This window comes from Pseudomonas sp. GV047 (assembly GCF_003058245.1).
GTDB classification, from domain to species: Bacteria; Pseudomonadota; Gammaproteobacteria; order Pseudomonadales; family Pseudomonadaceae; genus Aquipseudomonas; species Aquipseudomonas marginalis.
This window is the reverse complement of record NZ_QCWA01000006.1, coordinates 409,965-433,983: the sequence shown is the minus strand read 5'-3', so window position 1 is coordinate 433,983 and position 24,019 is coordinate 409,965. Positions and strand designations below refer to the sequence as shown.

26 protein-coding genes are annotated in these 24,019 nt (G+C 59.2%); 16 read left to right on the top strand and 10 right to left on the bottom strand.

The features are described 5' to 3' along the window. Window positions 1-2 precede the first annotated feature (2 nt). Window positions 3-1,199: an enoyl-ACP reductase FabV gene (fabV, locus tag C8K58_RS18360; protein WP_092359000.1), complete on the bottom strand. Its 1,197-nt coding sequence runs from the start codon at window positions 1,197-1,199 to the stop codon at window positions 3-5. A gap of 309 nt (window positions 1,200-1,508) precedes the next feature. Here fabV and C8K58_RS18355 point away from each other — a divergent pair, with 309 nt between their 5' ends. From C8K58_RS18355 to C8K58_RS18335, 5 genes are all read left to right on the top strand, one after another. Beyond that, window positions 1,509-2,333, top strand: coding sequence for an aspartyl/asparaginyl beta-hydroxylase domain-containing protein (locus C8K58_RS18355; RefSeq protein WP_027604202.1), 825 nt, complete (start codon window positions 1,509-1,511; stop codon window positions 2,331-2,333). Window positions 2,334-2,480: 147 nt separating this feature from the next. Continuing rightward, window positions 2,481-3,854: a nucleotide 5'-monophosphate nucleosidase PpnN gene (gene ppnN, locus C8K58_RS18350; RefSeq protein WP_027604203.1), complete on the top strand. Its 1,374-nt coding sequence runs from the start codon at window positions 2,481-2,483 to the stop codon at window positions 3,852-3,854. A 207-nt stretch (window positions 3,855-4,061) separates the two neighbouring features. Further along, window positions 4,062-4,319: an AbrB/MazE/SpoVT family DNA-binding domain-containing protein gene (locus C8K58_RS18345; protein WP_027604204.1), complete on the top strand. Its 258-nt coding sequence runs from the start codon at window positions 4,062-4,064 to the stop codon at window positions 4,317-4,319. Further along, on the top strand, window positions 4,316-4,711 hold the full coding sequence (locus tag C8K58_RS18340; protein WP_092358998.1) for a PIN domain-containing protein: 396 nt from the start codon (window positions 4,316-4,318) through the stop codon (window positions 4,709-4,711). Before C8K58_RS18345 ends, C8K58_RS18340 begins: the two co-directional genes overlap by 4 nt. Window positions 4,712-4,780: 69 nt before the next feature. Then, complete coding sequence (locus tag C8K58_RS18335; RefSeq protein ID WP_098480127.1) at window positions 4,781-5,152, top strand: hypothetical protein; 372 nt, start codon at window positions 4,781-4,783, stop codon at window positions 5,150-5,152. A gap of 7 nt (window positions 5,153-5,159) precedes the next feature. Here the strand turns inward: C8K58_RS18335 and C8K58_RS18330 are convergent, their stop codons facing one another. After that, window positions 5,160-5,489 (bottom strand): YXWGXW repeat-containing protein, encoded by a 330-nt coding sequence (locus C8K58_RS18330; protein ID WP_065928138.1) that lies wholly within the window; start codon window positions 5,487-5,489, stop codon window positions 5,160-5,162. Between the two features lie 131 nt (window positions 5,490-5,620). Further along, window positions 5,621-6,517 carry a LysR family transcriptional regulator gene (locus C8K58_RS18325; RefSeq protein WP_108574017.1) on the bottom strand — a complete coding sequence of 299 codons (897 nt, stop codon included), beginning with the start codon at window positions 6,515-6,517 and terminating at the stop codon, window positions 5,621-5,623. A 50-nt stretch (window positions 6,518-6,567) separates the two neighbouring features. Between C8K58_RS18325 and C8K58_RS18320 the strand changes: the two genes are divergently transcribed. Beyond that, window positions 6,568-7,281 (top strand): NADPH-dependent F420 reductase, encoded by a 714-nt coding sequence (locus tag C8K58_RS18320; protein WP_256592527.1) that lies wholly within the window; start codon window positions 6,568-6,570, stop codon window positions 7,279-7,281. A gap of 87 nt (window positions 7,282-7,368) precedes the next feature. Here C8K58_RS18320 and mqo read toward each other — a convergent pair whose 3' ends face one another. After that, window positions 7,369-9,015, bottom strand: coding sequence for a malate dehydrogenase (quinone) (mqo, locus tag C8K58_RS18315; protein WP_027604210.1), 1,647 nt, complete (start codon window positions 9,013-9,015; stop codon window positions 7,369-7,371). A gap of 480 nt (window positions 9,016-9,495) precedes the next feature. Here mqo and C8K58_RS18310 point away from each other — a divergent pair, with 480 nt between their 5' ends. Together C8K58_RS18310 and C8K58_RS18305 are read left to right on the top strand one after the other, a co-directional pair. Then, a complete protein-coding gene (locus C8K58_RS18310) occupies window positions 9,496-10,683 on the top strand; it encodes an MFS transporter (protein WP_108574015.1) in 1,188 nt (395 codons plus the stop codon). Window positions 10,684-10,845: 162 nt separating this feature from the next. Further along, the gene (locus C8K58_RS18305) at window positions 10,846-11,685 is read left to right on the top strand and encodes a lipopolysaccharide kinase InaA family protein (protein WP_108574014.1); all 840 of its coding nucleotides are present in this window, start codon (window positions 10,846-10,848) and stop codon (window positions 11,683-11,685) included. A gap of 52 nt (window positions 11,686-11,737) precedes the next feature. Here the strand turns inward: C8K58_RS18305 and C8K58_RS18300 are convergent, their stop codons facing one another. After that, window positions 11,738-11,959 carry a hypothetical protein gene (locus C8K58_RS18300; protein ID WP_098480132.1) on the bottom strand — a complete coding sequence of 74 codons (222 nt, stop codon included), beginning with the start codon at window positions 11,957-11,959 and terminating at the stop codon, window positions 11,738-11,740. Window positions 11,960-12,647: 688 nt separating this feature from the next. On the opposite strand from C8K58_RS18300, the gene C8K58_RS18290 reads away from it, so the two are divergent. From C8K58_RS18290 to tal, 3 genes are all read left to right on the top strand, one after another. Then, the gene (locus C8K58_RS18290) at window positions 12,648-13,310 is read left to right on the top strand and encodes a Wzz/FepE/Etk N-terminal domain-containing protein (RefSeq protein WP_108574013.1); all 663 of its coding nucleotides are present in this window, start codon (window positions 12,648-12,650) and stop codon (window positions 13,308-13,310) included. Window positions 13,311-13,821: 511 nt separating this feature from the next. Further along, window positions 13,822-14,817: a tRNA dihydrouridine(20/20a) synthase DusA gene (dusA, locus tag C8K58_RS18285; protein ID WP_108574012.1), complete on the top strand. Its 996-nt coding sequence runs from the start codon at window positions 13,822-13,824 to the stop codon at window positions 14,815-14,817. Between the two features lie 314 nt (window positions 14,818-15,131). Beyond that, the gene (tal, locus tag C8K58_RS18280; RefSeq protein WP_027604215.1) at window positions 15,132-16,058 is read left to right on the top strand and encodes a transaldolase; all 927 of its coding nucleotides are present in this window, start codon (window positions 15,132-15,134) and stop codon (window positions 16,056-16,058) included. An 88-nt stretch (window positions 16,059-16,146) separates the two neighbouring features. On the opposite strand, the gene rssC is transcribed toward tal, so the two are convergent. Together rssC and rssB are read right to left on the bottom strand one after the other, a co-directional pair. Continuing rightward, window positions 16,147-16,629 (bottom strand): anti-sigma factor antagonist RssC, encoded by a 483-nt coding sequence (gene rssC / locus C8K58_RS18275; RefSeq protein WP_003172602.1) that lies wholly within the window; start codon window positions 16,627-16,629, stop codon window positions 16,147-16,149. After that, on the bottom strand, window positions 16,629-17,810 hold the full coding sequence (rssB, locus tag C8K58_RS18270; RefSeq protein ID WP_027604216.1) for a two-component system response regulator RssB: 1,182 nt from the start codon (window positions 17,808-17,810) through the stop codon (window positions 16,629-16,631). The genes rssC and rssB overlap by 1 nt, the downstream gene beginning before the upstream one ends. A gap of 276 nt (window positions 17,811-18,086) precedes the next feature. Between rssB and C8K58_RS18260 the strand changes: the two genes are divergently transcribed. Continuing rightward, the gene (locus tag C8K58_RS18260) at window positions 18,087-18,383 is read left to right on the top strand and encodes a PilZ domain-containing protein (protein WP_065947405.1); all 297 of its coding nucleotides are present in this window, start codon (window positions 18,087-18,089) and stop codon (window positions 18,381-18,383) included. Window positions 18,384-18,445: 62 nt separating this feature from the next. Here the strand turns inward: C8K58_RS18260 and C8K58_RS18255 are convergent, their stop codons facing one another. Next, window positions 18,446-19,135 carry a VacJ family lipoprotein gene (locus C8K58_RS18255; protein WP_027604219.1) on the bottom strand — a complete coding sequence of 230 codons (690 nt, stop codon included), beginning with the start codon at window positions 19,133-19,135 and terminating at the stop codon, window positions 18,446-18,448. A gap of 194 nt (window positions 19,136-19,329) precedes the next feature. On the opposite strand from C8K58_RS18255, the gene C8K58_RS18250 reads away from it, so the two are divergent. Beyond that, window positions 19,330-19,938, top strand: coding sequence for a hypothetical protein (locus tag C8K58_RS18250; RefSeq protein WP_027604220.1), 609 nt, complete (start codon window positions 19,330-19,332; stop codon window positions 19,936-19,938). A 110-nt stretch (window positions 19,939-20,048) separates the two neighbouring features. Next, window positions 20,049-20,315, top strand: coding sequence for a DUF4404 family protein (locus C8K58_RS18245; protein WP_108574011.1), 267 nt, complete (start codon window positions 20,049-20,051; stop codon window positions 20,313-20,315). Between the two features lie 63 nt (window positions 20,316-20,378). Here C8K58_RS18245 and queF read toward each other — a convergent pair whose 3' ends face one another. Both queF and C8K58_RS18235 read right to left on the bottom strand, forming a co-directional pair. Further along, on the bottom strand, window positions 20,379-21,209 hold the full coding sequence (queF, locus tag C8K58_RS18240) for an NADPH-dependent 7-cyano-7-deazaguanine reductase QueF (RefSeq protein ID WP_027604222.1): 831 nt from the start codon (window positions 21,207-21,209) through the stop codon (window positions 20,379-20,381). Window positions 21,210-21,275: 66 nt separating this feature from the next. Next, window positions 21,276-21,797 (bottom strand): plastocyanin/azurin family copper-binding protein, encoded by a 522-nt coding sequence (locus tag C8K58_RS18235; RefSeq protein ID WP_065928149.1) that lies wholly within the window; start codon window positions 21,795-21,797, stop codon window positions 21,276-21,278. A gap of 157 nt (window positions 21,798-21,954) precedes the next feature. Here C8K58_RS18235 and C8K58_RS18230 point away from each other — a divergent pair, with 157 nt between their 5' ends. Both C8K58_RS18230 and C8K58_RS18225 read left to right on the top strand, forming a co-directional pair. Beyond that, window positions 21,955-22,635, top strand: a complete 681-nt coding sequence (locus C8K58_RS18230) for a heavy metal response regulator transcription factor (RefSeq protein WP_027604224.1) — start codon at window positions 21,955-21,957, stop codon at window positions 22,633-22,635. Then, a complete protein-coding gene (locus C8K58_RS18225) occupies window positions 22,632-23,987 on the top strand; it encodes a heavy metal sensor histidine kinase (protein ID WP_108574010.1) in 1,356 nt (451 codons plus the stop codon). The genes C8K58_RS18230 and C8K58_RS18225 overlap by 4 nt, the downstream gene beginning before the upstream one ends. Window positions 23,988-24,019 lie beyond the last annotated feature (32 nt).

Here is a 24,019-nt window from a genome sequence, read left to right as displayed (position 1 = left end):
GTTTAGGCTTGGACCAGACCCTTGATCTTCACGGTCGGGTTGACGTCAGCCTCGTAGTCCACACCATCGACTTCAAAGCCGAACAAGCGCAGGAACTCAGCCTTGTAGCCGGCGAAATCACTGATCTCGTTGACGTTCTCGTCGGTGACCTGGTTCCACAGTGCCGCCACGGCGTCCTGGACCTTCGGTTCCAGTTCGGCCAGGTCGGCACGCAGGCGGCCGTCGGCGTCGAGCTTCGGCTCGCTGCCGTACAGGCTGTCCTTGAACAGGCCGTAGACCTGCTCGATGCAGCCTTCGTGGGTGCCCTGCTCTTTCATCACCTTGAACAGCAACGACAAGTACAGCGGCATGATCGGGATCGCGGAGCTGGCCTGGGTGACCACCGCCTTGAGTACCGATACGCGGGCATCGCCCTTCAGTGCAGCGAGGTTGTCGCGCAGGGTCAGGACTTTCTTGTCCAGGTCTTTCTTGGCTTCGCCGATGGAGCCGTTCCAGTAGATGTCCTGGGTCAGCTTCTCACCGAGGTAGGTGAACGCGGTGGTCTTGGCGCCTTCGGCCAGTACGTCGGCGTCACGCAGGGCGTCGATCCACAGCTGCCAGTCGGCGCCGCCCATGACATTGACGGTGCCGTCGATTTCTTCCTGGGTTGCAGGTTCGAGGGTGGTGTCGACCACAACGCCTTTGTCGGTATTGATACCGCGCAGGGTTACAGCCTTGCCGATTGGCTTGAGGGTGGAGTTGTAGACTTCACCGGTCTTGGGATCGGTACGGCGTGGCGCGGCCAGGCTGTAGACGACCAGGTCGATCTTGCCCAGGTCTTTCTTGATGGTTTCGATGGTCAGGCGCTTGATCTCGTCGGAAAACGCGTCGCCGTTGATGCTCTTGGCGTACAGGCCTTTTTCAACGGCAAACTTCTCGAACGCAGCGCTGTTGTACCAGCCGGCGGAGCTCAGCTTGCCTTCTTCGCCTTCTTTCTCAAAAAACACGCCCAGGGTGTCGGCGCCGCAGCCAAACGCTGCACTGATGCGCGCGGCCAGGCCGTAGCCGGTGGAAGCGCCAAGGACCAGCACCTTCTTCGGGCCGTCTTTGATGGCGCCGTGCTCAGTTACGTAGTCGATCTGTTCCTTGACGTTCGCTTCACAGCCAACAGGGTGAGCGGTCACACAGATAAAGCCACGAACCCGCGGTTTGATGATCATAAAATTTCTGCCTCTTCCAAGGTGCCGAAGGCCAATGGTGGCCATTCAACTTCAATCGTACCGGTCTATGACGTCCGAAAAACCGAAGCGTCACGATAGTCGCAAATCTTCTGTTTACAAAATCCAATCCATACGAGCCCACCAGGGTTAAAGACTGTGTCGAGCCTTCACAATTTTGCACTATTTAAAACGCCAATCCGCTGCTGGACGCCTTATCATGACGAAGATGTTTCATTATGTTTCAAAACCCCACCACTCGCGGCCACGGATCCGGACCTGTCGAATGGCGTCCTCCTGGAGCTGAGTTGCATGAACAAGTCTGCTTTGCGTAAGAAAGCGGTATCGGTCGCCTGGGTACTCGGCGTGTTGCTGATTATCGATGTGTTCCCCGAAACCACCCTGGTGTTCCTCTGCCTGGTACTGGTGTGCGGCGTTTACGACTTCCTGCGTAACGGCCTGTATGACAAGCCGACCGTCAAGAAATACTTTATCGGCAGCGGTCGCAACACTTGGCTGCTGGCGCCGTTCAACACCCTGTTCGACCTGCTGAGCGCGCGTAACCGTCACGTCTACACGATGGGCGACCTGCCACCGGCCTGGCGCACAGACCTGCAACAGGTGCTTGATGACGCCATGGCCCATAAGGATGAAATCATCGGCTACCTGGACGAACGCATGGCCGAGAAGAAGCGCGGCATGTTGTTTTTCCAGTGGTACGGGCGCCCGATCGAAACCACCCTGGATATTCCTGAACTGCGCAAAAAACTGCCGTTCGTGAAAACCATCGGCGTGTCGGTGTTCAACGAGAACCGCTCGACGTCCTTTCACTTCGGTCCCCTGCGCATGATGTTCCGCGTGCTCTACAACATGGCACCGGCGCCCCATCACGACGGCGTGTACATCCAGGTCGGCAAGCACAAGCACTACTGGCACGACGACCCGCTGTTTATCTTTGATGACACGCTGATGCATGCCTCCTTCAACAAGAACGACGCCAAGCGCTACTGCCTGTTCATCGACATCGTACGGCCGACGCCGCTGCCGTCGGTGCTTAACGCCGTCATCGCGGGATTTGCCGGGCTGGTCTTTACCCTGCGTCGGGTTTTCTACAAAAACTGGAAGCTGATTGAGTAAGTTCTGCGGCATGATGGTGTTGGACGGTATTTGCGCTCGGCCCTGCGCCTGAGGTAAATATCCGGCTCGTGCGCCCTAACCTGCGCCCACCATTCTCACGTCATCGCACCTCGACAGGTGCGGTGGCTGCGTTTTCAAGGAATCAGAATGCCCCAACGCCAAGTCATCAATGCCTCCGTCAGCCCCAAGGGCAGCCTCGAAACCCTGTCCCAACGTGAAGTCCAGCAACTGAGCGAAGCCGGTACCGGCAGCATCTACACCCTGTTTCGCCAGTGCGCCCTGGCGATCCTCAACACCGGCGCCCATATCGATAACGCCAAGACCATCCTCGACGCCTACAAGAACTTTGAAGTGCGCATCCACCAGCAGGACCGTGGCGTACGCCTGGAGCTGTTGAACGCCCCCGCCGATGCTTTCGTCGATGGCGAAATGATCGCCAGCACCCGCGAAATGCTGTTCAGCGCCCTGCGGGACATCGTCTACACCGAGAACGAGCTGGACAGCCAGCGCATCGACCTGAGCAACTCCCAGGGCATCACCGACTACGTATTCCACCTGCTGCGCAATGCTCGCACCCTGCGTCCGGGCGTGGAGCCGAAGATCGTGGTGTGCTGGGGCGGGCACTCGATCAATACCGAAGAGTACAAATACACCAAGAAAGTCGGTCACGAACTCGGCCTGCGCAGCCTCGACGTGTGCACCGGTTGCGGCCCGGGCGTGATGAAAGGCCCGATGAAGGGCGCGACCATTTCCCACGCCAAACAACGCATTACCGGCGGGCGCTACCTGGGCCTGACCGAGCCGGGCATCATCGCCGCCGAAGCGCCGAACCCGATCGTCAACGAACTGGTGATCCTGCCGGACATCGAAAAACGCCTTGAAGCCTTCGTGCGCGTAGGCCACGGCATCATCATCTTCCCCGGCGGCGCCGGTACGGCCGAAGAGTTCCTGTACCTGCTGGGCATCCTGATGCACCCGGACAACCGCGACGTCCCCTTCCCGGTCATTCTCACCGGGCCGAAACAAGCCGCGCCGTACCTGCAACAATTGCATGCCTTCGTCGGCGCCACCCTCGGCGAAGCCGCGCAGGCGCACTACCAGATCATCATCGACGACCCGGCCGAAGTGGCCCGCCAGATGACTGCCGGCCTCAAGGCGGTGAAGCAGTTCCGCCGTGAGCGCAACGACGCGTTTCACTTCAACTGGCTGCTGAAGATCGACGAAGGCTTCCAGCGCCCGTTCGACCCGACCCACGAAAACATGGCCAGCCTGCAACTGAGCCACGCACTGCCGCCCCATGAACTGGCAGCCAACCTGCGCCGTGCGTTTTCGGGGATCGTGGCGGGTAACGTGAAGGACAAGGGCATTCGCCTGATCGAAGAACATGGCCCGTACGAGATCCACGGCGACCCGGCCATCATGAAGCCACTGGATGAGCTGTTGCAGGCGTTCGTTGCCCAGCATCGCATGAAGTTGCCGGGTGGCGCGGCGTATGTGCCGTGTTATCGCGTAGTGCAGTGAGCTCGCCAGGTAATTTGCTTACAGCCGCCAGGCTTTACTGGCGGTCGTTCATAGTTTGTATCTCTTTGCGCCATGGGTAAGCGTGCGGGAGGGCTGAGTTCGGACTAGGTTTTCATGACTCCGACTCATCCTCCACCTGAAGAGCGACCTATGGACCAACGGATATTGTCCTCCACCACTCCTTACCCTAAGGTAAGGAGCATCATGTTGGAGATCTTTACCATGGCGACCGCCACACTTACCTCAAAAGGGCAAATCACCATCCCCGTCCAAGTCAGGACCGCACTCGGCCTGGAGACAGGCGACCGCGTCGAATTCGTCGAAACGGAAGATGGCAAGTTTTCCATCATTGCAGCGAGCAAGACGGTCCATGATCTCAAGGGGCTGGTCCGTAAGCCTGCAAGGGCCGTGTCCATTGACGACATGAACCGCGCCATCGCAGCACAGGGAGCGAAGGCTGGATGATCGGGCTGGATACCAATGTGCTGGTGCGCTACGTCACCCAGGATGATCCCGTTCAATCCCCCAAGGCCTGCGAATTGATTGAATCCCTCACCACGCTTTCGCCAGGGTTTGTCAGCCTGGTGTCCGTGGTGGAGCTGGTGTGGGTATTACAGAGCTGCTACCAATGCGCCAAAAATGACATTGTCGTCGTTCTGGAAACACTGCTGCGCACCCGTGAATTGACCGTCGAACATGCCGAGGTCGTCTGGCAGGCGCTTCGACGGTTCACGGCCAACAACGCCGATTTTGCCGATTGCCTGATAGAGCGCTGCGCCCACGCGGCCGGGTGCGAATACACTGCTACCTTTGACCTCGGTGCGGCCAAGGCAGCGGGTATGAAGCGTCTGGGCTGAGCGGCAACATTGCGGCAAGGGGCAGGCTTTGGTAAAAGTCGCTAATCCCTGAACGAGAGAACGCCCCACGTGCGCACGCTTCTTCTTGCTGCCCTGGTCCTGACGCCGCCCCTCGCACTGGCCGAGATCATCTGGCCCGACCTGCCAAAGAGCTGCTTCGTCAGCGGGCGTTCTGCCACCAGTGTGGATGTCGACGCCGGCTGCGCAGCGTTCCTGATCAATGTGCAAGGCAAGGCCGCAGGTACGCCGATCAAGGTGGATATTCCCCAATATGCTTTTCACATCGACGAAGCCAGCGGCAAAGAGACACCGGTGATCATCATCCAGGCCGAAGAGAACGGAGAGGTCAAGGCCGTGGGATACAAGGAACTGGGCACCGATCAACTCGGTGCCGCGCTGCTGCGGGAAGTACGGCTCCTGGGTACAAAGAAGCCCTCCTAGTCGGGGTTCAACGAACCCAGCCCCCCACCTGCCAGTGGTAGCCATCATTGCGCTGCACCCAATGCGGATGCACATAACGATAGCCTTCGCGCACCGGCTCCCAATGGCCGTGTACGGCAACGTAGCGCCCGCCTTCCCAGCGCCAGTAACCACGTGACCATATGTAACCTTCACGTACGGCAGGCTCGACTTCGATGATCTGGGTCGGCGGCGGTTGTGGCGCAACCACCTCGACATATTCACGCTGTACAGGCCGGCGCTCATGCACCACGCGCTCCTGTACACACCCGGACGCCGCGACCACAACTGCCGCTAATGCCGCGTAACGTAACAACATACAACCCCCTCGGGCGTTATCGCCCAACACCTGCACCGGTAAAAATGCCCCCGTGTTTCAGCCGTGCTCCTGCTCAGGCCTGGGTACTTTTTTAACAGGTTGTGTCTGTCGGATTGCTGAAGCAGCACGCATCAAGGGTGACCGAAGCGTCCCAACACCGCTTCGACAAAGCGTCTCAACTTGGCCGTACGCTGACGGTTCGCCGTGTAGACAAGGTGCATCGGCCGGCTCGGCGCTTCAAAGTCCGGCAGCACTCTCACCAATTCGCCCCTGGCCAATGCCCCGCGCAAGAAGTCTTCCGGACCGAGCACGATGCCAAAACCATCCAGCGCGGCGGTCATCAAGGCCCTGCTTTCATTGATCTGCAAGCGACTGGCAACCTGCACCTTGCAAGGCGTCGAAGCCTGGTAGAACACCCACTCGCGATCCGCCGGCCGCGACCAGAAGGCGTAGCCGAGGCATTCATGACGCTCAAGGTCCACCGGGGCCTGCGGGGTACCGCGTGCCGCCAGGTACTCCGGCGACGCGCAGACGACCAGGCGATAAGGTGCCAGTGGCCTGGCTGTCAGGCTGGTGGTCGCCAGGGGGCCGATACGAAAAGCGGCTTCATAGCCCTCCTCCACCAGGTCCACGAAACGGTCGGTCAAGTGCAGGTCGATTTCCACATCCGGGTTGTCGCGCAGGAACCCGGTAATCAACGGCATCAGGCTGTAGGAGCCGAAGGTGACGGGCGCGGTGATTTTCAGCTTGCCGCGCGGCGTGTCGTTCATGATCTGCGCCAGTGAATCGGCAGCCTCGGCTTCTACCAGGATATGTTTGCAACGCTCGTAGTACGCGCTCCCCAGCTCCGTCAGGCTTTGCCTTCGTGTGGTGCGGTTAAGCAAGCGAGCGCCCAGGCGCTGCTCCAGCGCGGTGACATGTTTGGCCACCATCTGCGGCGACATGCCCAAGCGCTCGGCAGCCCGCGCGTACGAGCCCAACTCAGCAGCCATCACAAAGGCATTCATGCTCGACAGGCGATCCATCATTCCCTACTCCCAGCAACAACATCCACGCCAAAACGACGATTTATCGCCAATTGGTTGCCAATCATCATAACCGCTCCCCTACTCATTGGAGCAAGACCATGAAGATTGGTGTTATTGGAGCAGGCTTTATCGGGCGCGCCGTGGCCCAACTGGCGCTGGCGGCCGGGCACGAAGTGATGTTGAGCAACTCCCGTGGCCCCCACACCATGAGCAGCGTCGTAAGCGGCATACTCGGCGTGCAGGTGGGCAGTGCCGACGACGCCGCCAAATTCGGCGATGTGGTGCTCGTGGCGATCCCCCTGGAGCATTACCGCAGCGTCCCGGCGCAATGGCTGGAGGGCAAGACGGTGATGGACGCGAATAATTACTACCCGAACCGCGACGGCCATATACCGGTACTGGATCGCTTCGAAACCACCACCAGCCGGTTGCTCGCCGAGCATCTGCCCCATTCACATGTGGTGAAAGTGTTCAACGCGATCTTCGCTCCCGACCTGACGCAGGACGCCCGCCCCCACGGTGCCCCCGACCGCCGGGCGTTGCCGGTTGCAGCGGATGACGCCGCAGCGAAGGCACGCATCATCACGCTACTCGACGAATTGGGGTTCGACGCCGTGGATGCCGGTAGCCTGGATGACAGCTGGCGGCTGGAACGCGGCAAGCCTGCCTATTGCGTGCCGCTGGACCAGGCTGGCTTGAAGGCAGCGCTGGCCGCCGCCGAGCGTACGGTTGAACTGCCGCCTGTCGAACGCACCCGCCGTTAGACACGCACAAAAAAGCCCGCTGACCGTTACCGGTTCAGCGGGCTTTTTGTTACCGACAAGGTCCTGACCCAGGACCTCCCCAGCGGCTTACAGCGCCAGGTCAGACGCCGGCTTGCTCGGCTCAGCCGCAGGCTTGGCAGCCTCGGGCGCCTTGACAGCAGCCTGTTGCGGAATCGCAGGCGGTGCAGGCAGTTGCAGGATATTGGCGGTGTAGGCCCATTCCTTGGCAACAGCCTCAGGACTGTCGTTCAGCTTGGTGCCGTAGCTAGGCACGATCTGGTGCAGTTTTGCCTGCCACTCAGGGGTCGCAACCTTGTCCTTGAACACTTTCTGCAGCACGGTCAACATGATCGGAGCCGCGGTGGACGCGCCTGGCGACGCACCCAACAGGCCTGCAATGGTGTTGTCGGCAGAGCTGACCACTTCGGTACCGAGTTTCAGGACGCCGCCCTGCTCTTCGTCACGCTTGATGATCTGCACGCGCTGGCCGGCCTGCCACAGGCGCCAGTCGGATTGCTTGGCGTTCGGGAAGTACTCCTGCAGCGCCTTGAAGCGATCGTCATCCGACAGCATCAGTTGGCCGGCGAGGTACTCGACCAGTGGGTATTCACGAATACCGACTTTGGTCATTGGCCAGATGTTGTGGGTGGTGGTGCTGGTCAGCAGGTCCAGGTACGAGCCTTCTTTCAGGAACTTGGTCGAGAAGGTGGCGAATGGGCCAAACAGAATCACGCGCTTGCCATCCAGCACGCGGGTGTCCAGGTGCGGAACCGACATCGGTGGCGCGCCAACCGAAGCCTTGCCGTAGGCCTTGGCCAGGTGCTGCTCGGCGACGGTTGGGTTATCAGTCACCAGGAACGAGCCGCCGACCGGGAAGCCAGCGTATTCCTTGGCTTCAGGAATGCCCGACTTTTGCAGCAGGTGCAGTGCACCGCCACCGGCGCCGATGAACACGAACTTGGCGTCGGTTTCAGTCTTGGTGCCGTCTTTCAGGTTTTTGTAGCTGACACGCCACGAACCGTCGGCGTTCTTGGTGATGTCCTGCACTTCGCTCGACAGTTTCAGGTCGAACTTAGGCGTGGTTTGCAGGTGAGCGACGAACTGGCGGGTGATCTCGCCGAAGTTCATGTCGGTACCCAGCGGGCTCCAGGTGGCCGCGATTTTCTGGTTCGGGTCACGCCCTTCCATCATCAGCGGAACCCATTTGGCGATCTGCGCCGGGTCTTCGGAGTACTGCATGCCGGCGAACAGCGGGCTCGCTTGCAGGGCTTCGTAGCGCTTCTTGAGGAACTTGATGTTGTCATCGCCCCACACAAAGCTCATGTGCGGTGTGGAGTTGATGAACGAACGCGGGTTCTTCAGCACGCCCTGCTGGACCTGCCAGGACCAGAACTGACGGGAGATCTGGAACGCTTCGTTGATCTCGACCGCTTTCGGGATCTCAACGTTGCCGTTCTTGTCTTCAGGGGTGTAGTTCAGCTCAGCCAGGGCCGAGTGGCCGGTACCGGCGTTGTTCCAGCCGTTGGAGCTTTCTTCGGCGACGCCATCGAGGCGCTCGACCATTTCCATCGACCAACCCGGCTCCAGCTCATTGAGCCAGACACCCAGGGTTGCACTCATGATGCCGCCGCCGATCAGCAGCACATCGACTTTCTTTGCCTCTTCCGCGTGAACGGACGTGATCCCCATCGACAAAGCCAGCCCCAGCAGGGCAGTGTTTACTTTTTTAAACATCAGTAGCACCTATGATAAAACGCCATCCGCCCCACCGCCCCTGATCATGGGCAACCCTCAATCACGCTGCGCCAGGCAACGCACCGCGGGGTTTGCACATTCACTCGGGGACCGCAGGGTGGGCACACAAGGCCGACGTATCGACCTCACTTTTATGTCCCTTCTGCGCTGACTTCTTATCATTATTGGCTTCAGCTACCTGGGCGACAGCCAAACGCCGGGACGTATACGGGTGTACGTACCGGGGAAAGACCAGACCAAGACGGCGCGCAGAATATCACGCCACACGGCGTTTATGCGTCGTTTGGCCAATTGACAACTCTAAATCGCCGGTTTTAACGCGCGAGTGTCAAGTGTGGCAAGCGCGACCTGAGGTCACAGGGCAGGAACTCTCGGGCAAAAGGTGGTTCTAGACTCCTTCGTCGCTGCTTGCGTAGCATCGACGGTTTTCCCTCGTACCCCTTCAATACAGAGCGATCCATGTCTATCCACCAAACTCCCGGGCACGTACTGCCCGCGCGCAGCGCCGCCAAAATGGAAGCTGCCATGGCCGTGGGCGCCTTCGCTATCGGTACCGGCGAATTCGCCATCATGGGCCTGATGCCCGACATCGCGCAAAACCTGGGTTTAAGCGAACCCCAGGTTGGCCACGCCATCAGCGCCTATGCGTTGGGCGTGATGGTCGGCGCCCCACTGCTGGCCATCCTCGGCGCCAAGCTGCTGCGCAAACATATGTTGCTGTTGCTGATGGGCCTGTATGCCCTGGGCAACCTCGCCACTGCGTTCACCCCGACCTTCGGCTCGTTGGTGGCGTTCCGCTTTATCAGCGGCCTGCCCCACGGCGCCTACTTCGGCATTGCTGCGGTGGTCGCCTCGAGCATGGTGCCCAACGACAAACGTGCCGGCGCCGTGGCGCGGGTAATGATGGGCCTGACCCTGGCCATGCTGCTGGGCAACCCCATCGCCACCTTCCTCGGCCAGCACCTGGGCTGGCGCTCTGCGTTTGCACTGGTGAGCGTGATCGCCCTGTGCACCATCGCCCTGGTCTGGCAATTTGTGCCCCATCGCCACGATGAACAACGCAGCGACCCGCGCAAGGAACTGCGCGCCTTCACCAAACCCCAGGTGTGGATGGCGCTGTCCATTGGCGCCATCGGCTTTGCCGGTATGTTCTGCGTGTTCAGCTACCTGGCACCGACCATGCTGGAAGTGACCAAGGTATCCCCGCAGTGGATCCCATTCGGGCTGGCAGCATTCGGCGTGGGCGGGATTATCGGCAACATCGCCGGCGGCAAGCTGTTTGATCGCATGCAGTTTCGCGCCGTGGGCTGGATATTGGTGTGGTCGATGGCCGTGTTGCTGTTCTTCCCCTTCGCGGCGTCCTCGCTATGGGGCGTGCTGCTGAGTATGGGCCTGGTCGGCACCATGGTCTCGTTGGCCGCACCGCTGCAGATCCGCCTGATGGACATCGCCCACGAAGCACCGAGCCTGGCGGCAGCGTCCAACCATGCGGCGTTCAACCTGGCCAATGCGCTGGGACCATGGTTTGGCGGGATGGCGATTACGGCTGGGTTTGGCTGGACCAGCACCGGCTACATCGGCGCGGCGACGGCACTGGTCGGGCTGGGCATTTACCTGATAGCACGGCGGATGCAGGGAGGGCATTAAGCTCAAGCCCCAGGGCTATAAGCACATTTCAATCGCCATGAACAGTGAAGAATCGGCGCAGTTAGACTATTTCATTTTCGTTCAGGTAAAGTTCAGGTTGGATCCAATAAGTACAAGCTGTAACATATCCGTCATATTTATTCCCAATGACAAGGACGTGTTTTGAGCTTTCCTGACACAGGTGTATTGCAAAGTTTTCCGACGACCCTCACTCATCGCAATGCGACGATCTTCACCACCGACACCACCGACCACAAAACGCAGCAGGCGATTCAGGACCTGATCGACACGCGCCACCAACTGACAGATCGCATCAGCGCACCGCTCAAAGGGATGGAAGCCAACCTGTTCGCCAAGTCCCAGCCGCTGGACAGCCTCAGGCCCAAATTGCGCGTGACCTTCGGGCGCGCCAAGCGGGACGGTGCGTTTGACTGGCCGGTCGAAGAAGTCATCAACACCCTCGGCGCCCAGAAACGCGGTGCGCCGGTTGCTGGCTTGTATGGGTTCGGTTATCGAAAGTCAGCGCTTGGCCTGATCCAGGAATTCTTCATCTTTACCGAGATGCTGGAGGGCCACCTCAATGGCCTGGAATGGCTCAAGCAGGAGCGTGACATCCAGAGCCTGATCACCGCGTCGTTCAAACTGTTGCACTGCCTGCACAGCAAAGGCGTGGTGCATATGGACTTCTGGGCAAACAATGTGATGATCAACCTGGAGCAGCCGACGCACGCCAAGGCCATCGACCTGGAAAACTGCTTTCTCACGCCAACGGACTACTTGACCGAGGTACTGGCGTTTCAATTCGGGTTCTATTATCGACGGGAAATTTTCCGGTTCATGATCGAAGAGGATTACGACCGGAGGGTGCTGCAAGAACTTGGCAACTACGAGGGCATTGATCGCCGTCGTTTTGACGAAATCTACACGTCAAGCAAACATGAAAACATCAGCCGCCGCGCCAGGCGCGAGATTTTCCATAATGGGGTTGTGATAACAGGCTGACTCACCTCCCCCGGCGACAAGGGCGCTTGCCCCCGCCGGGCCATATGCGCCATCAATCATCATGCAACAACCCCGTCCCATATTCCCCATAACTACTCCCCAGGCCACTGCCGCCAAAATTAGCTTTGGCAGCCTTGCTGGAGCTGTGGTCACCAAACGCCTGGCATCCGCCTGAAAAGCAAGGGTCGCCACTCATGCCCGGCGCACCCGAAGAACAAGCGCCCAACAGCAACGTGCCGGTAATCATCACGACTTTGACGAGGTTCAAAATCATTTTTTCAGTTCCCTGTGGGCTGGACCGTGGGGGCTTCACTTGAGGAAGATCGTAGACCTCAACGGTGGAAGGAATTATGAAACTTTGCTGGGGGACAGCGTCGGTTCAGGTTGCCGGCCTGGGGCAAGACGGGGGGATTATCAGGCATGTGACCATGCTGGCTGGCGGCAGGCGCGACCTGCTCCTCGGTAATTGGCGGGCATTAACCGGCGTGGCGGACAACCACCTGCCCCGCCCCTTTCGATCTAATCACGCAGCAATCCCGAACTGTAGTGGTTAAGCTGCTACCGATCTCACTGCCTCCCGCGTTCATCTTGGCCCCACTGCCGAGCCCATGACGACCATCCAACGCCTGGCAACCCGCGGAAAAGCAGGTGCTGGTGCTCACGCCTGAGCAGGCGCCAGGTAACGCAACAGGTGCAATGAGGATGGATTCATGGGGGGCGCGCAGTATTCAAGTCACCGAGGACTGAAGCGTGAACGATTTTATCGTGCAGGCGATCCTATGCCGCAAGACAAAGGGCATGATGAAACTTCAATGCATGAAAGCTACGGTTCAGGTGGTGCCAAAGAACGAGTCCAAGCCGCACAAACGGGAAATATTCTCATCTAAATCGACTGATAATATTACATGCCGTATTGTGTTTTTTTCTCTACAATTCGGAAATGCAAAGTAAAGGAATTTTTTGTGAGCACTTCAACGAATTCGAATAGCCGTCGTACTGATGATGAAATAGATTTGATTCCACTTATCCAAGCCTTATGGACAAGTAAGAAAATCCTTATAGCCACAACGGTAGCAGGCGCTATCGCTTCATATGCAATCTATGCAACCGCCCCCGCGCAATGGACTGCTAGCACATACCTTACCAAAGCCTCGCTCTACAGCTTATATAAAGAAGTTAAAGAAAAAGAACCCGCCCCTACTGCGATCCCACACTCGCTGGAAACCGACCTGTACAGCTCAATACAAAACGACGTGTTCTATACCGCCATGGGCGTCATGGCGGCTCAAGCCATTACACTGAAGGAAGTGCCGCCCAAGACAGGCAAAAACGAATCCTTCCTGTACGTCGCATCGACAACGGCCACGACTGAAGAGTCGGCAAGAACGCAACTGAAATCCGCGCTGGATACTGCCAACAACGAAGCCATGGCACTTAACTTACCAGCGCTGGCTTCTGGAAAAAGCGTACGCGCGTTCAACGTTCTCGACGAAGTCAAAACCGTTAACAATAAAAACTCAAAAAAACTCCTCGCACTGGGCGCCTTCCTGGGGTTTATTCTGGGTAGTTTTTTTGTATTGGGCAGATTTCTCACGCGGCAATACAAGCAGCCGAAGCGTTCTTAGAACGCTCTAGAGGAATGCATCGATCAATAAACAAACGACGCCGATCAATAATGAAGCAATAAAAACAACAAACAACTTCGCGGAAAATGTCGCTTTCATTAATAGTACTTATAAAAAATTGATGGCTCATAGCCATTATTGCACGATAAAAATCTTTTTGCCGGTGATTTTTTCCAGTAGGTGATGTAGAGCCAACACGAACCCGAGGATCGAAAAATGCACATGGACTTCCGGGCCAACAACGTCATGGTTGACCTGCCGCAGCCAACCCGTGCCAAGACCATCGACCTTGAAAACTGCTTCCTTACTACAACCGTCACCTGACCGCGGTACAGGCGTCCCAATTCGGATTTTTTTATCGGTGCAAGATTTTCCGGTCCGTGATCGAAGAAGATTACGAGCAGAGAGTGATTGAAACCAAACACGCGAAAGATGGAGAGGTGGAGTGCGAAGCCTTCCCCTGGTTTCCTGATAAACTCCCGACCTCTGCCCCGCCTACTCAGATTGCCCAATGCCCCTGATCAGCGCTTCACCACCCCTCCTCTCCCGCCGCTTCTCCGTCGCCCCGATGATGGATTGGACCGACCGCCACTGCCGGTTCTTCCTGCGCCTGCTCTCCAAACGCGCCCTGCTCTACACCGAGATGGTCACCACCGGCGCAATCCTCCACGGCGACCATGACCGCTTCCTGCGTCATAACGAAGCCGAGCACCCGCTCGCGCTCCAGCTCGGCGGCAGTGTCCCCGCAGACCTGGCAGCCTGCGCCCGTATGGCCGAGGCTGCCGGTTACGACGAAGTGAACCTGAACGTCGGCTGCCCCAGCGACCGCGTCCAGAACAACATGATCGGCGCGATCCTGATGGCTCACCCGGCCCTGGTGGCCGATTGTGTGAAGGCGATGCGTGATGCGGTGTCGATTCCGGTAACGGTGAAGCACCGTATCGGCATCAACGGCAGGGACAGTTATGCCCAGTTGTGTGATTTCGTCGGGACGGTGAAGGACGCCGGCTGCACCAGTTTCACCGTGCATGCGCGGATTGCGATTCTTGAGGGCTTGTCGCCGAAGGAAAACCGCGACATTCCGCCGTTGCGGTATGACGTGGCGGCGCAGTTGAAGCAGGATTTCCCTGAGCTGGAGATTATTCTCAACGGCGGGATCAAGACGCTGGAGCAATGCCATGAGCATTTACAGACGTTTGACGGGGTGATGCTGGGCCGCGAGGCTTATCACAATCCGTATCTGCTGGCGGAGGTGGATCAGCAGTTGTTTGGTAGCGCGCAGCCTGTGATCAGTCGGGCGGAGGCGTTGGCGCAGTTGCGGCCTTATATTGCTGAGCATTTGGCGACTGGCGGGACGATGCATCACATTACGCGGCATGTGTTGGGGTTGGGCACCGGTTTCCCTGGGGCGCGCAGATTCAGGCAGTTGTTGTCGGTGGATATCCATAAGGCTGCGGATCCATTGGCATTGCTTGATCAGGCTGGGGCTTTGTTGGAAGGGCGTTGATTGGATAGCTTGCAGGGGGGGGCAGTTGGTTATTGGATGAGCCGACACACTGCCATCGGGAGCAAGCCCCCTCCCACATTTGGTGCGGTGTGTGCCAGGGAAGGAGTCAGTTGGCATGAAGGCGCTATCCAAGTGTCATCGGGCAGTCGGGTTGAACCTGTCGGCCGTTCTGGCCTCCTATTCAGCACTACGGCCGGGCATTCAAACGGCTGTTTTCAGGTTGTTGCCCTCGCAAACGATCGAACGTATTTGCGCCCTTGAGCGCCTGCCAGCGCTCGGGTAATGTCATCAGACCCATAGGACAGAGCACGCCCATGACTTCCAAGCTGGAACAACTCAAGCAATTCACTACTGTCGTAGCCGATACCGGCGATTTTTCCACCCTCGCCAAGCTCAAGCCCCAAGACGCCACTACCAACCCTTCCCTGCTGCTCAAGGCCGCGTCGATTCCGGGCTATGCCAAGCTGCTGGATGAGTGTGTGCAGGATTGCAACGGTGATGTCGGCCTGGCCAGCGACCGTTTCGCGGTGGCTGTGGGCCAGGAGATCCTTAAGGTCGTGCCAGGGCGCATCTCCACCGAGGTGGATGCCCGCCTGTCGTTCGACACTGACGCCGTACTCAAGCGTGCGCACCGTCTGATCGACCTGTACGACAAAGCTGGGGTTAGCCGTGACCGCGTGCTGATCAAGATCGCGTCCACCTGGGAAGGCATCCGCGCGGCGGAGAAGCTGGAAAAAGAAGGCATCCAGACCAACCTGACCCTGCTGTTCTCGTTTGCCCAGGCGGTGGCGTGCGCAGAAGCTGGCGTGTTCCTGATTTCACCGTTCGTAGGCCGTATCTACGACTGGTACAAGAAAGCCAATGGCAACGACTACACCGGCGCTGATGATCCGGGCGTGCAGTCGGTGACACGCATCTACAACTACTACAAGGCTAATGGCTACAAGACCGTGGTGATGGGTGCGAGTTTCCGCAACCTGAGCCAGATTGAAGAGCTGGCCGGCTGTGATCGCCTGACCATCAGCCCGGACCTGCTGGAGAAGCTGGCGGCGGATGACGGCAAGCTGGAACGCAAGTTGTCGCCAGGGCACGCCGGAGAAGCGCGAGTGCATCTGACTGAAGCGCAGTTCCGTTGGGAGTCCAACGAGGATGCGATGGCGACTGAGAAGCTGGCGGAGGGGATTCGTCAGTTTGCCCGGGACCAGGAGAAGCTTGAGGCACTGTTGTCCGCCAAGCTGTAAACGGCGCAGGCGACAAAAAGGGCGGTACCTGTGAGGGTACCGCCCTTTTTTGCTCTGCTGTCCCTAAAGTAGCAGGCGATCCCTGGGATCAGTGACGCTCGAGGGCGTTGACGAGGTCGTGGAAGGCTTCGCGGTTGGACTCGTTGAGGCCCATCAGGATCTTGTGCGCTTCCAGCACCTTGACCCGCACCACTTCCTCGGACTGATCCTGGGACGGCAGGTCGGTGAGGCATTCCGGGCAAGGGATCGGGCGATCAACGATGTTGAACACCTGGTCGAAGCCCATGGACTGCAACAGACGGGTGATGTCTTCGTGGGTGGTGACGACGGTCGGCAACAGGCCGACCTTCTGCCGGGACAGAATGGACAACTTGGCCAACAGCCCAAGGGTGGTGCTATCGATGCTGCGGGTTTCGGTCAGATCGATCACGATCGCCGAGAAATTCAACGCCGTGAAAATCCGCTCAATCGTCGCATCCAGCGCCGAACACAAGGTCAGGCGCACTTCACCGACAAACTTCAGGACGAAGGTCCCGTCTTGCTCGGCGAATTGGATTCTTCCGGTACTCATCAAAGATTCCTGCTCAACACCAATAGGGCGATATCATCCGGCATCTCCCCTAGCGTGGCCAATCCAAAAACCTGCCGCAGGCCATCCAGGCTGCCGCCCGCCGACTTGACCTTCTGGGGCAAGGCGGCTTCTTTCTCTTTGAGTGTAGGCTCTGGAAGAAGGTCCAGGATGCCGTCGGACATCAGCGTCAGGCTGAACGTCGGCGGCAGCTCCAGGATGTGGTCTTCGTAAGTAGCTTCATTGAACAAGCCTACGGGCAGACCACGCCCTTCCAGGTAACGCACACTGTCGGGAGTGTATAAAACAGGCATCGGCAGGTGACCGCCGATGCTGTAGGTCAAAAGACCGGTTTCTTCATCAATCACACCGCCTACCATCGTCACGTGCTTGCCCAGCTTGCAGCTGATCAGGCCTCGGTTGATGTGGCCCAGCACCTCGGAGGGGGTAAACTCCGGCAAGGTGCCATTGCGCTTGGATTCGAACAACAGCCGTGTGGTCATGAACTTCAACAACACGGTGACAAAAGCAGAGGAAGCACCATGGCCGGAGACATCGGCCAGGTAGAACGCGACACGCCGCTCGTCAACACGGAAATAGTCGACAAAATCGCCCGACAGGTACAGCGACGGGATGATCTGGTGAGCAAACTGGAATTCGTCGATGGTCCAGGGGCTGACCGGCAGCATGTTCATCTGCACCTGGCGACCGGCGTTCTGGTCTTCCTGGAGCAGGTTAAGGCTGGCTTCGAGTTCGCGGTTGGCGGTTTCGAGCTTTTCGCGGTAGCGCTGGTTCTCGACCAGCAGGCGCGCACGATCCAAGGCGCGGCGCACAGAGTGCTCCAGTACCGCCAGGTCTTCGAGGGGCTTGATCAGGTAGTCGGCAGCGCCCAGACGCAACGCTTCGACGGCATCGTTCATGACGCCGGCACCGGACACGACAATCACCGGCGTCTGCGGGGCAAGCTCGGTCACCTGGCGAATCAGCTCCAGGCCGCCCATCTGGGGCATGCGCAGGTCGCAGATCACGAGGTCGGGCTGGTCGCGCTCGAATACCTGGAGACCCTGTTGGCCATTACTGGCCTGCAGGACGCTGAAGCCACTGTCTTCCAAATAGGCCGCGAGGCTCGCGCGCACTACTTCGTCGTCATCGATTATCAGCAGCGTGGCACTGGTTTTTTGCATGTGGGCAAACGGCGCCAGAATTAGGTTGGCGTAGGTGGCTCGGCAATGGCCGGGCTCACGTACTGGATTCGCTTTCTAGCCTCTCTGTACTACAACGCAATGGGATTTTTCCCATGCACAACTGTAAAGCAGAGGTGCCCTTCTAAGGCGCAGACGGTACTCCCATCCGCCGGGGGTTTCAAGCTCATGCCGATGGTCGCCGGGCGTCTTTACATCGCAAATCACCGGGAGTTATAAGAACAGCCAAGACCACAACACAAAGTAAGGATGGAACCGATGGGCGAACACGAGCGCGACTACGCCGAAAAACGCGATTTCATCCGCATGCGGGTGGATGCCGAAGTATCTTTGCTCCACGAAGGCCAGGAGTTTGCCGGGGTTTGCGTGGACCTTTCCAGCTCCGGGATGCAGGTGCAGGCACCGCGTCAGTTCGCGGTGGGAGACCTGCTCACCGTGCGCATTGATTCAGAGCACGCGGCGCTCAAGGGCCTGGAGGCTGACACGGAAGTGGTCTGGACCAAAACCGTGGGCGACGAGCAACAACTCGGGCTTAGGATCCTGAAAATGCGCTGAAACCCGCGCACAAAAAAGGCGACCGCCAGGGTCGCCTTTTTTTCATTTCAAAACATCACAGCTTAAAAGTCGTCGACGACCTTGCCGTCCTTGACCTTGAACTCGCGGTTCTGCAGGTAGGCATTGCGGATAAAGGTGTACTTGTCGCCGGTGATCAATTTCTCGCTGTCGAGCAGGCTGGCACGGGTGTCAACGATGTTCAGGCCCATGGTGCTGTTGCGCCAGCCGATATCGTTCATATAGCGGTACGGTTGGGTGTAGCTGTCCACGTATTTGGACGGTGCATCACGCAAGGTGCTCGGGCCCAGCAGCGGGATCATCACGTAGGGACCGCTGCCCACGCCCCAGTAACCGAGGGTCTGGCCGAAGTCTTCATCACTGCGTTGCAGCCCCATTTTGGTGCCGACGTCGATAAAGCCCAGCACGCCGAACGTGGTGTTAACCAGCAAGCGCGCAGTGTCGACCCCGGCATTGTGGGGTTTGAGCTGCAGCACGTTGTTGGCCAGGTTGCCGACATCGCCGATATTGCGGAAGAAGTTGTGGATACCATCTTCGACAAATTGCGGAGTGATCCACTGATAGCCTTGGGCCAATGGCTTGAGGGCATAGGTATCAACGGTGTCGTTGAAGGTGAAGATCGGGCGGTTGACGCTTTCCCATGGATCATCTTCCGATGCAGCCTGTGCAGCGAAAGGCGCCAGCAGGACAGTGGCACACACCGATAGCTGAGCGAAGTAGTGGCTCCAGCGCATAGCTTTTGCTCCTTGAATGGTCTGTCATGGGCGCTATGCCCTGAATAAGGCCGTCAGTATATGACGGAAGTGTCCAATTAGGCAGCTGCTAGGAATCGTCCTAACACAAATGGACAATTTTCCTACAATTACCCCGCTGTCATCTGCTTGTCATCCTGCCCCGATAGCGTCACAGCTATTTCAGGGATGTCGACATGCCTCACGCCGAGATAGCCATCGCCAACGCGCCCGCCTTGACTGCTGTTCTGTTTGGCCTGAGTGGTTGCCTGGTGGACTTTGGTTCCCGGGCGCGCACCGATTCACCCTCCCCGGACTCCCAAGCCACACCCGGCGCCCTGAAAATCCTGCGCAGCCTCAAGGAACAAGGCGTCCCCTGTGCCTGGCTGGATGAACTGCCGCCTTCGGTAACCACACCACTGGCCGCCGTACTGCCCAACTGGCTCAAGGCCGCATCCCCCTCCTCCATCCGCTGGCCCGCCCCTCATGCCTGCTGGCAAGCCTTGATGGAACTCAACATTGAACGCCTGGAAGGTTGCGTACTGGTCAGCGGCGAGCCGCGCCTGTTGCAATCGGGCCTGAATGCCGGCTTGTGGACCATTGGCCTGGCCTCCTGTGGTTCATTGTGCGGCCTGGCGCCTGAGCAGTGGCAGGCGCTGAGCGACAAGGAACGCGAGCACAGGCGCGGCAAAGCCACCGTTGAGCTCTATGGCCTGGGGGTCCACTCGGTGATCGATCACCTCGGTGAACTCGGCACCTGCCTGGCCGACATCAGCCTGCGCCAGCTCAAAGGCGAGAAGCCCTGATCGAGATCATGCACAGTCGGCGCCCGTGGATTAATCTACAGGTCAGTCCGTAGACCTTTCACGGCGTGCCGTGGTCTATGCCAGTGCCTATCGATAAAAGGAAGAACGTCATGCCTGATCGCAAAAAACTGGAAGAACAGGTCGAGATCCTGCGCGGGCAGCTGGAACAGGAGCCGCCGCTGTCGGAAGAAAAACGTGATGCTCTGCAAGCCTTGATTGCCAAGTTTGAATTGCAACTTGAACTTGAACCAGCCACTCAAACGCCGAGTATTTCCGACGATGTGAGCCAAGCTGCCATAGAGTTCGACGCTGAGCACCCGGTGATTTCCGGGACACTGCGCAATATCATGATCACCTTGAGCAATATGGGGATCTGACCCGAGCCCAAGCCAGGCGCAGAACCAAAAGGTAGGAGAGGGCTTGCCCCCTCCCACCTTTGCTTACTGACGGGCCAGGCGCACGTTCTGGAACGCCACATCCTCAGTACTGCGGTAAGGGTTGATATCCAACCCGCCGCGCCGCACATAGCGCGCATACACCGTTAACTTCTCCGGCTTCAGCAAACGCTGCAGGTCGAGGAAAATGCGCTCCACGCACTGTTCATGGAAATCCGAGTGCTGGCGAAAGCTCACCAGGTATTCCAGCAAACTCCCGTGATCCAACGCCGAACCACGGTACTCCACCACCACGCTGCCCCAGTCGGGCTGGCTGGTCACCGGGCAGTTGGACTTGAGCAGGTGGCTGTGCACGCTCTCCTCGACAATGCGCGAGTCATCACAACGCAGCAGCTCCGGGCGCGGGTGTTCGTAGTTGCTGACACTGATATCCAGATCGTCAATGCACGTGCCCGGCAACGCCATCACGCCTTCGGCCTCAATGTCGGCCAAGCTGCGGATACGCACGGTAACAGGCTTGCCGGCGGCGGCGCTGAGGTCGGTGCGCAGGGTCGCTTCCAGGCTTGGTGTATCGGTGAACGCGGTCTGGTTCAGCGAGTTGAGGTACAGCTTGAACGACTTGGACTCGATGATGTTCGGCGAGTCGGCGGGGATGCTGAACTCACCGATGGCCACCACCGGCTTGCCCGACGGCAGCAGCCAGGACAACTCGAAGCAGTTCCAGAAATCCACGCCCTTGTACGGCAGGGTCTCGGCGCTCAGGCCCAGCTCGGCCCATTTGGCGGCGCGTGGAATCGGGAACAGCAACGAAGGGGTGTAGGTGGAAATGTATTCACTGGACTTGCCCAGCGGCGAATGTTCGGCTGCGGGATGCATGGCGGAAACCTGGCTAAATAAACCGCGCCAGTCTACCAGCCTTTGCCCCCGCCCTTAAGAAACGCCTTACTCGACGGTCAGCTTGCCGACCATGCCCGCCTGGTAATGCCCGGGGAGGTTGCAGGCAAACTCCAGGCCGGTGGCCTTGGTGAACGTCCAGGTCAGCTCAGCGGTCTTGCCGGGCTCCACCAGCACGCTGTTGGGATCGTCGTGTTTCATGCCGCCCATTTCACCGTGGCCCATGGCACTATGATCCATCTTGCCCATTCCCGTGGAAGTGAGCATGCCGCTGGCCTGCATCTGCAGCATTTCCTTCTGGTGTTCGGCGTGCATCGCCGCGTCACCGAGGTTGAATTCATGCAGCAACTGGCCTTTGTTGACCAGTACAAAGCGCACCGTCTCACCGGCCTTGACGTCCAGGGACTTGGGCGAAAAGGAAATATCCTGCAGCGTCACTTCCACGGTGCGTGTGGCCTTATCCGCCGGTGCCGGCTGGCCGAACGCATAGGTATGGGCCGCATCCGCCATTGCATTGAAACTCAACGCCAACAGGCAGCCCGCCAACAACAGGGGTGTACGCAATGCCATCTCGATTCTCCAAAAAGTGTGCAACCTGCTTGGACAGCACTCTAAGAGTGCGCCGCTGCCAGCCAGCTGACTGCTAGATTACAACTTTGTCAGGTTGCGCCCTTCCCCTGGCACCCAGGGTATAAAGCCCCTCGTGAACTGTTGCCAAGAGCCGCCCATGAAATTGCTGATCGTCGAAGACCAACCGAAAACCGGCCACTATCTGCGCCAAGGCCTGGCCGAGGCGGGCTTCACCACCGAACTGGTGGCCGACGGTACCAGCGGCCAGCACCTGGCGCTGACCGGCGATTATGACCTGTTGATCCTGGATGTGATGCTGCCCGGTCGCGACGGTTGGCAAATCCTGCAAGCGGTACGCAGTGCCGGCCTGGAGATCCCGGTGCTGTTTCTGACCGCCCGGGATGCCGTGGAAGACCGGGTGCACGGCCTGGAACTGGGTGCCGACGATTACCTGGTCAAGCCCTTTGCCTTCTCCGAACTGCTGGCGCGGGTACGCAGCCTGTTGCGCCGTGGCAGCAGCACGCCGCAGGAAACCGCCCTGCAACTGGCCGACCTGCGCCTGGACCTGCTCCGCCGCCGCGTCGAACGGGACGGCCAGCGCATCGACCTCACCGCCAAGGAATTCTCCCTGCTGGAGCTGCTGCTGCGCCGCCAGGGCGAAGTCCTGCCCAAGTCGCTGATTGCCTCCCAAGTATGGGACATGAATTTCGACAGTGACACCAACATCATCGAAGTCGCGATCCGGCGCCTGCGCCTGAAAGTCGACGATCCTTTCCCCACCAAGCTGATCCATACCGTGCGCGGCATGGGTTATGTGCTGGAGGAGCGCAGCCATTGATCCAGCGTCTGTCCCTGGCCAGCCGCCTGGCCCTGCTGTTTGCGGCGTGCACCGCGGTGGTCTCGTTGTTCGCCGGCGTGCTGTTCAACCGTGCCAGCGAGGCGCACTTCATTGAGCTGGACCAACAGCAACTCGACAGCAAGCTGGTGGCGCTGCGCAGTACCTTGCAGGGCGTCGAATCACTGGACTCATTCGCCCAACGCGAAGCGCAGCTGCGAGCCGAGCTCAATCGCCAGCCTGACCTGACATTGCGCATCACCGCCGCCGGCCAGCGCTGGCTGGACGATGCGCCAAACGTCAGCCTGCCCGAGGCGCCTGGCCTGCACACCCTGCAGAACGCCGGCACCGACTACCGCGTGTACAACGCCCCCTTGAGGCCCGGCCAGCCCGCCTCACCGCAACTGACCCTGATGCTCGACATCACCCATCACCAGCACTTCCTGCAACGCATGCAACATTTGATCTGGCTCACCGTCGGCCTATCGGCCCTTGCCACCGCGCTGCTGGGCGCCTGGGCTGCACGCAGTGGCTTGCGGCCGTTGCGGCGCATGGGCGAAGTGGCTGCCAGCGTGTCGGCCCACTCCTTGACCCAGCGCCTGCCTCAGCAGCAAATGCCGGCGGAACTGGCCGACCTGGCCCAGGCCTTCAATGCCATGCTCGGACGATTGGACGACGCCTTCCAGCGCCTGTCGGCCTTCTCCGCCGACATTGCCCATGAACTGCGCACGCCCCTGTCGAACCTGCTGACCCAGACCCAGGTCATCCTGACCCAACCGCGCCCCCTGGAGGATTACCGCGAGGCGCTGCACAGCAACCTGGAAGAGCTGCAATGGATGGCGCAGTTGGTGAATGACATGCTGTACCTGGCCAAGGCGGACCACGGCTTGCTGGTGCCCAAGCGCGAGCCGTTGGTGCTGGCGGATGAAGTGGAGACGTTGCTGGAGTTTTTCGCGTTGCTGGCAGAAGACGCACAGGTCTCGCTGGTACGCGAAGGCGGCGCACAAACCGCCGGCGATCGCGGCATGCTGCGCCGGGCCCTGTCGAACCTGCTGGATAACGCCCTCAGGTTTACCCCGGCCGGCGGCCAAGTGCGCGTGCGGATGGTTGAAGGCGCACGGGGCGTGACACTGACGGTAGAAAACAGCGGGGAAGGTATTCCAGCGCACGTGTTGCCGAGGCTGTTCGACCGGTTCTACCGAGCCGACCCGGCGCGCCATGAAGGCAGCAGCGAGCATGCGGGGCTGGGATTGGCGATTACCCAGTCGATTGTGCGGGCACACGGGGGGAGGATTTTTTGTGAATCCGCGGCGGGGTGGACAAGGTTTGTGATTGAGTTGCCCAGGGGAAATTGATGCAAGCCAGGCCGGCCCTATCGGGGGCAAGC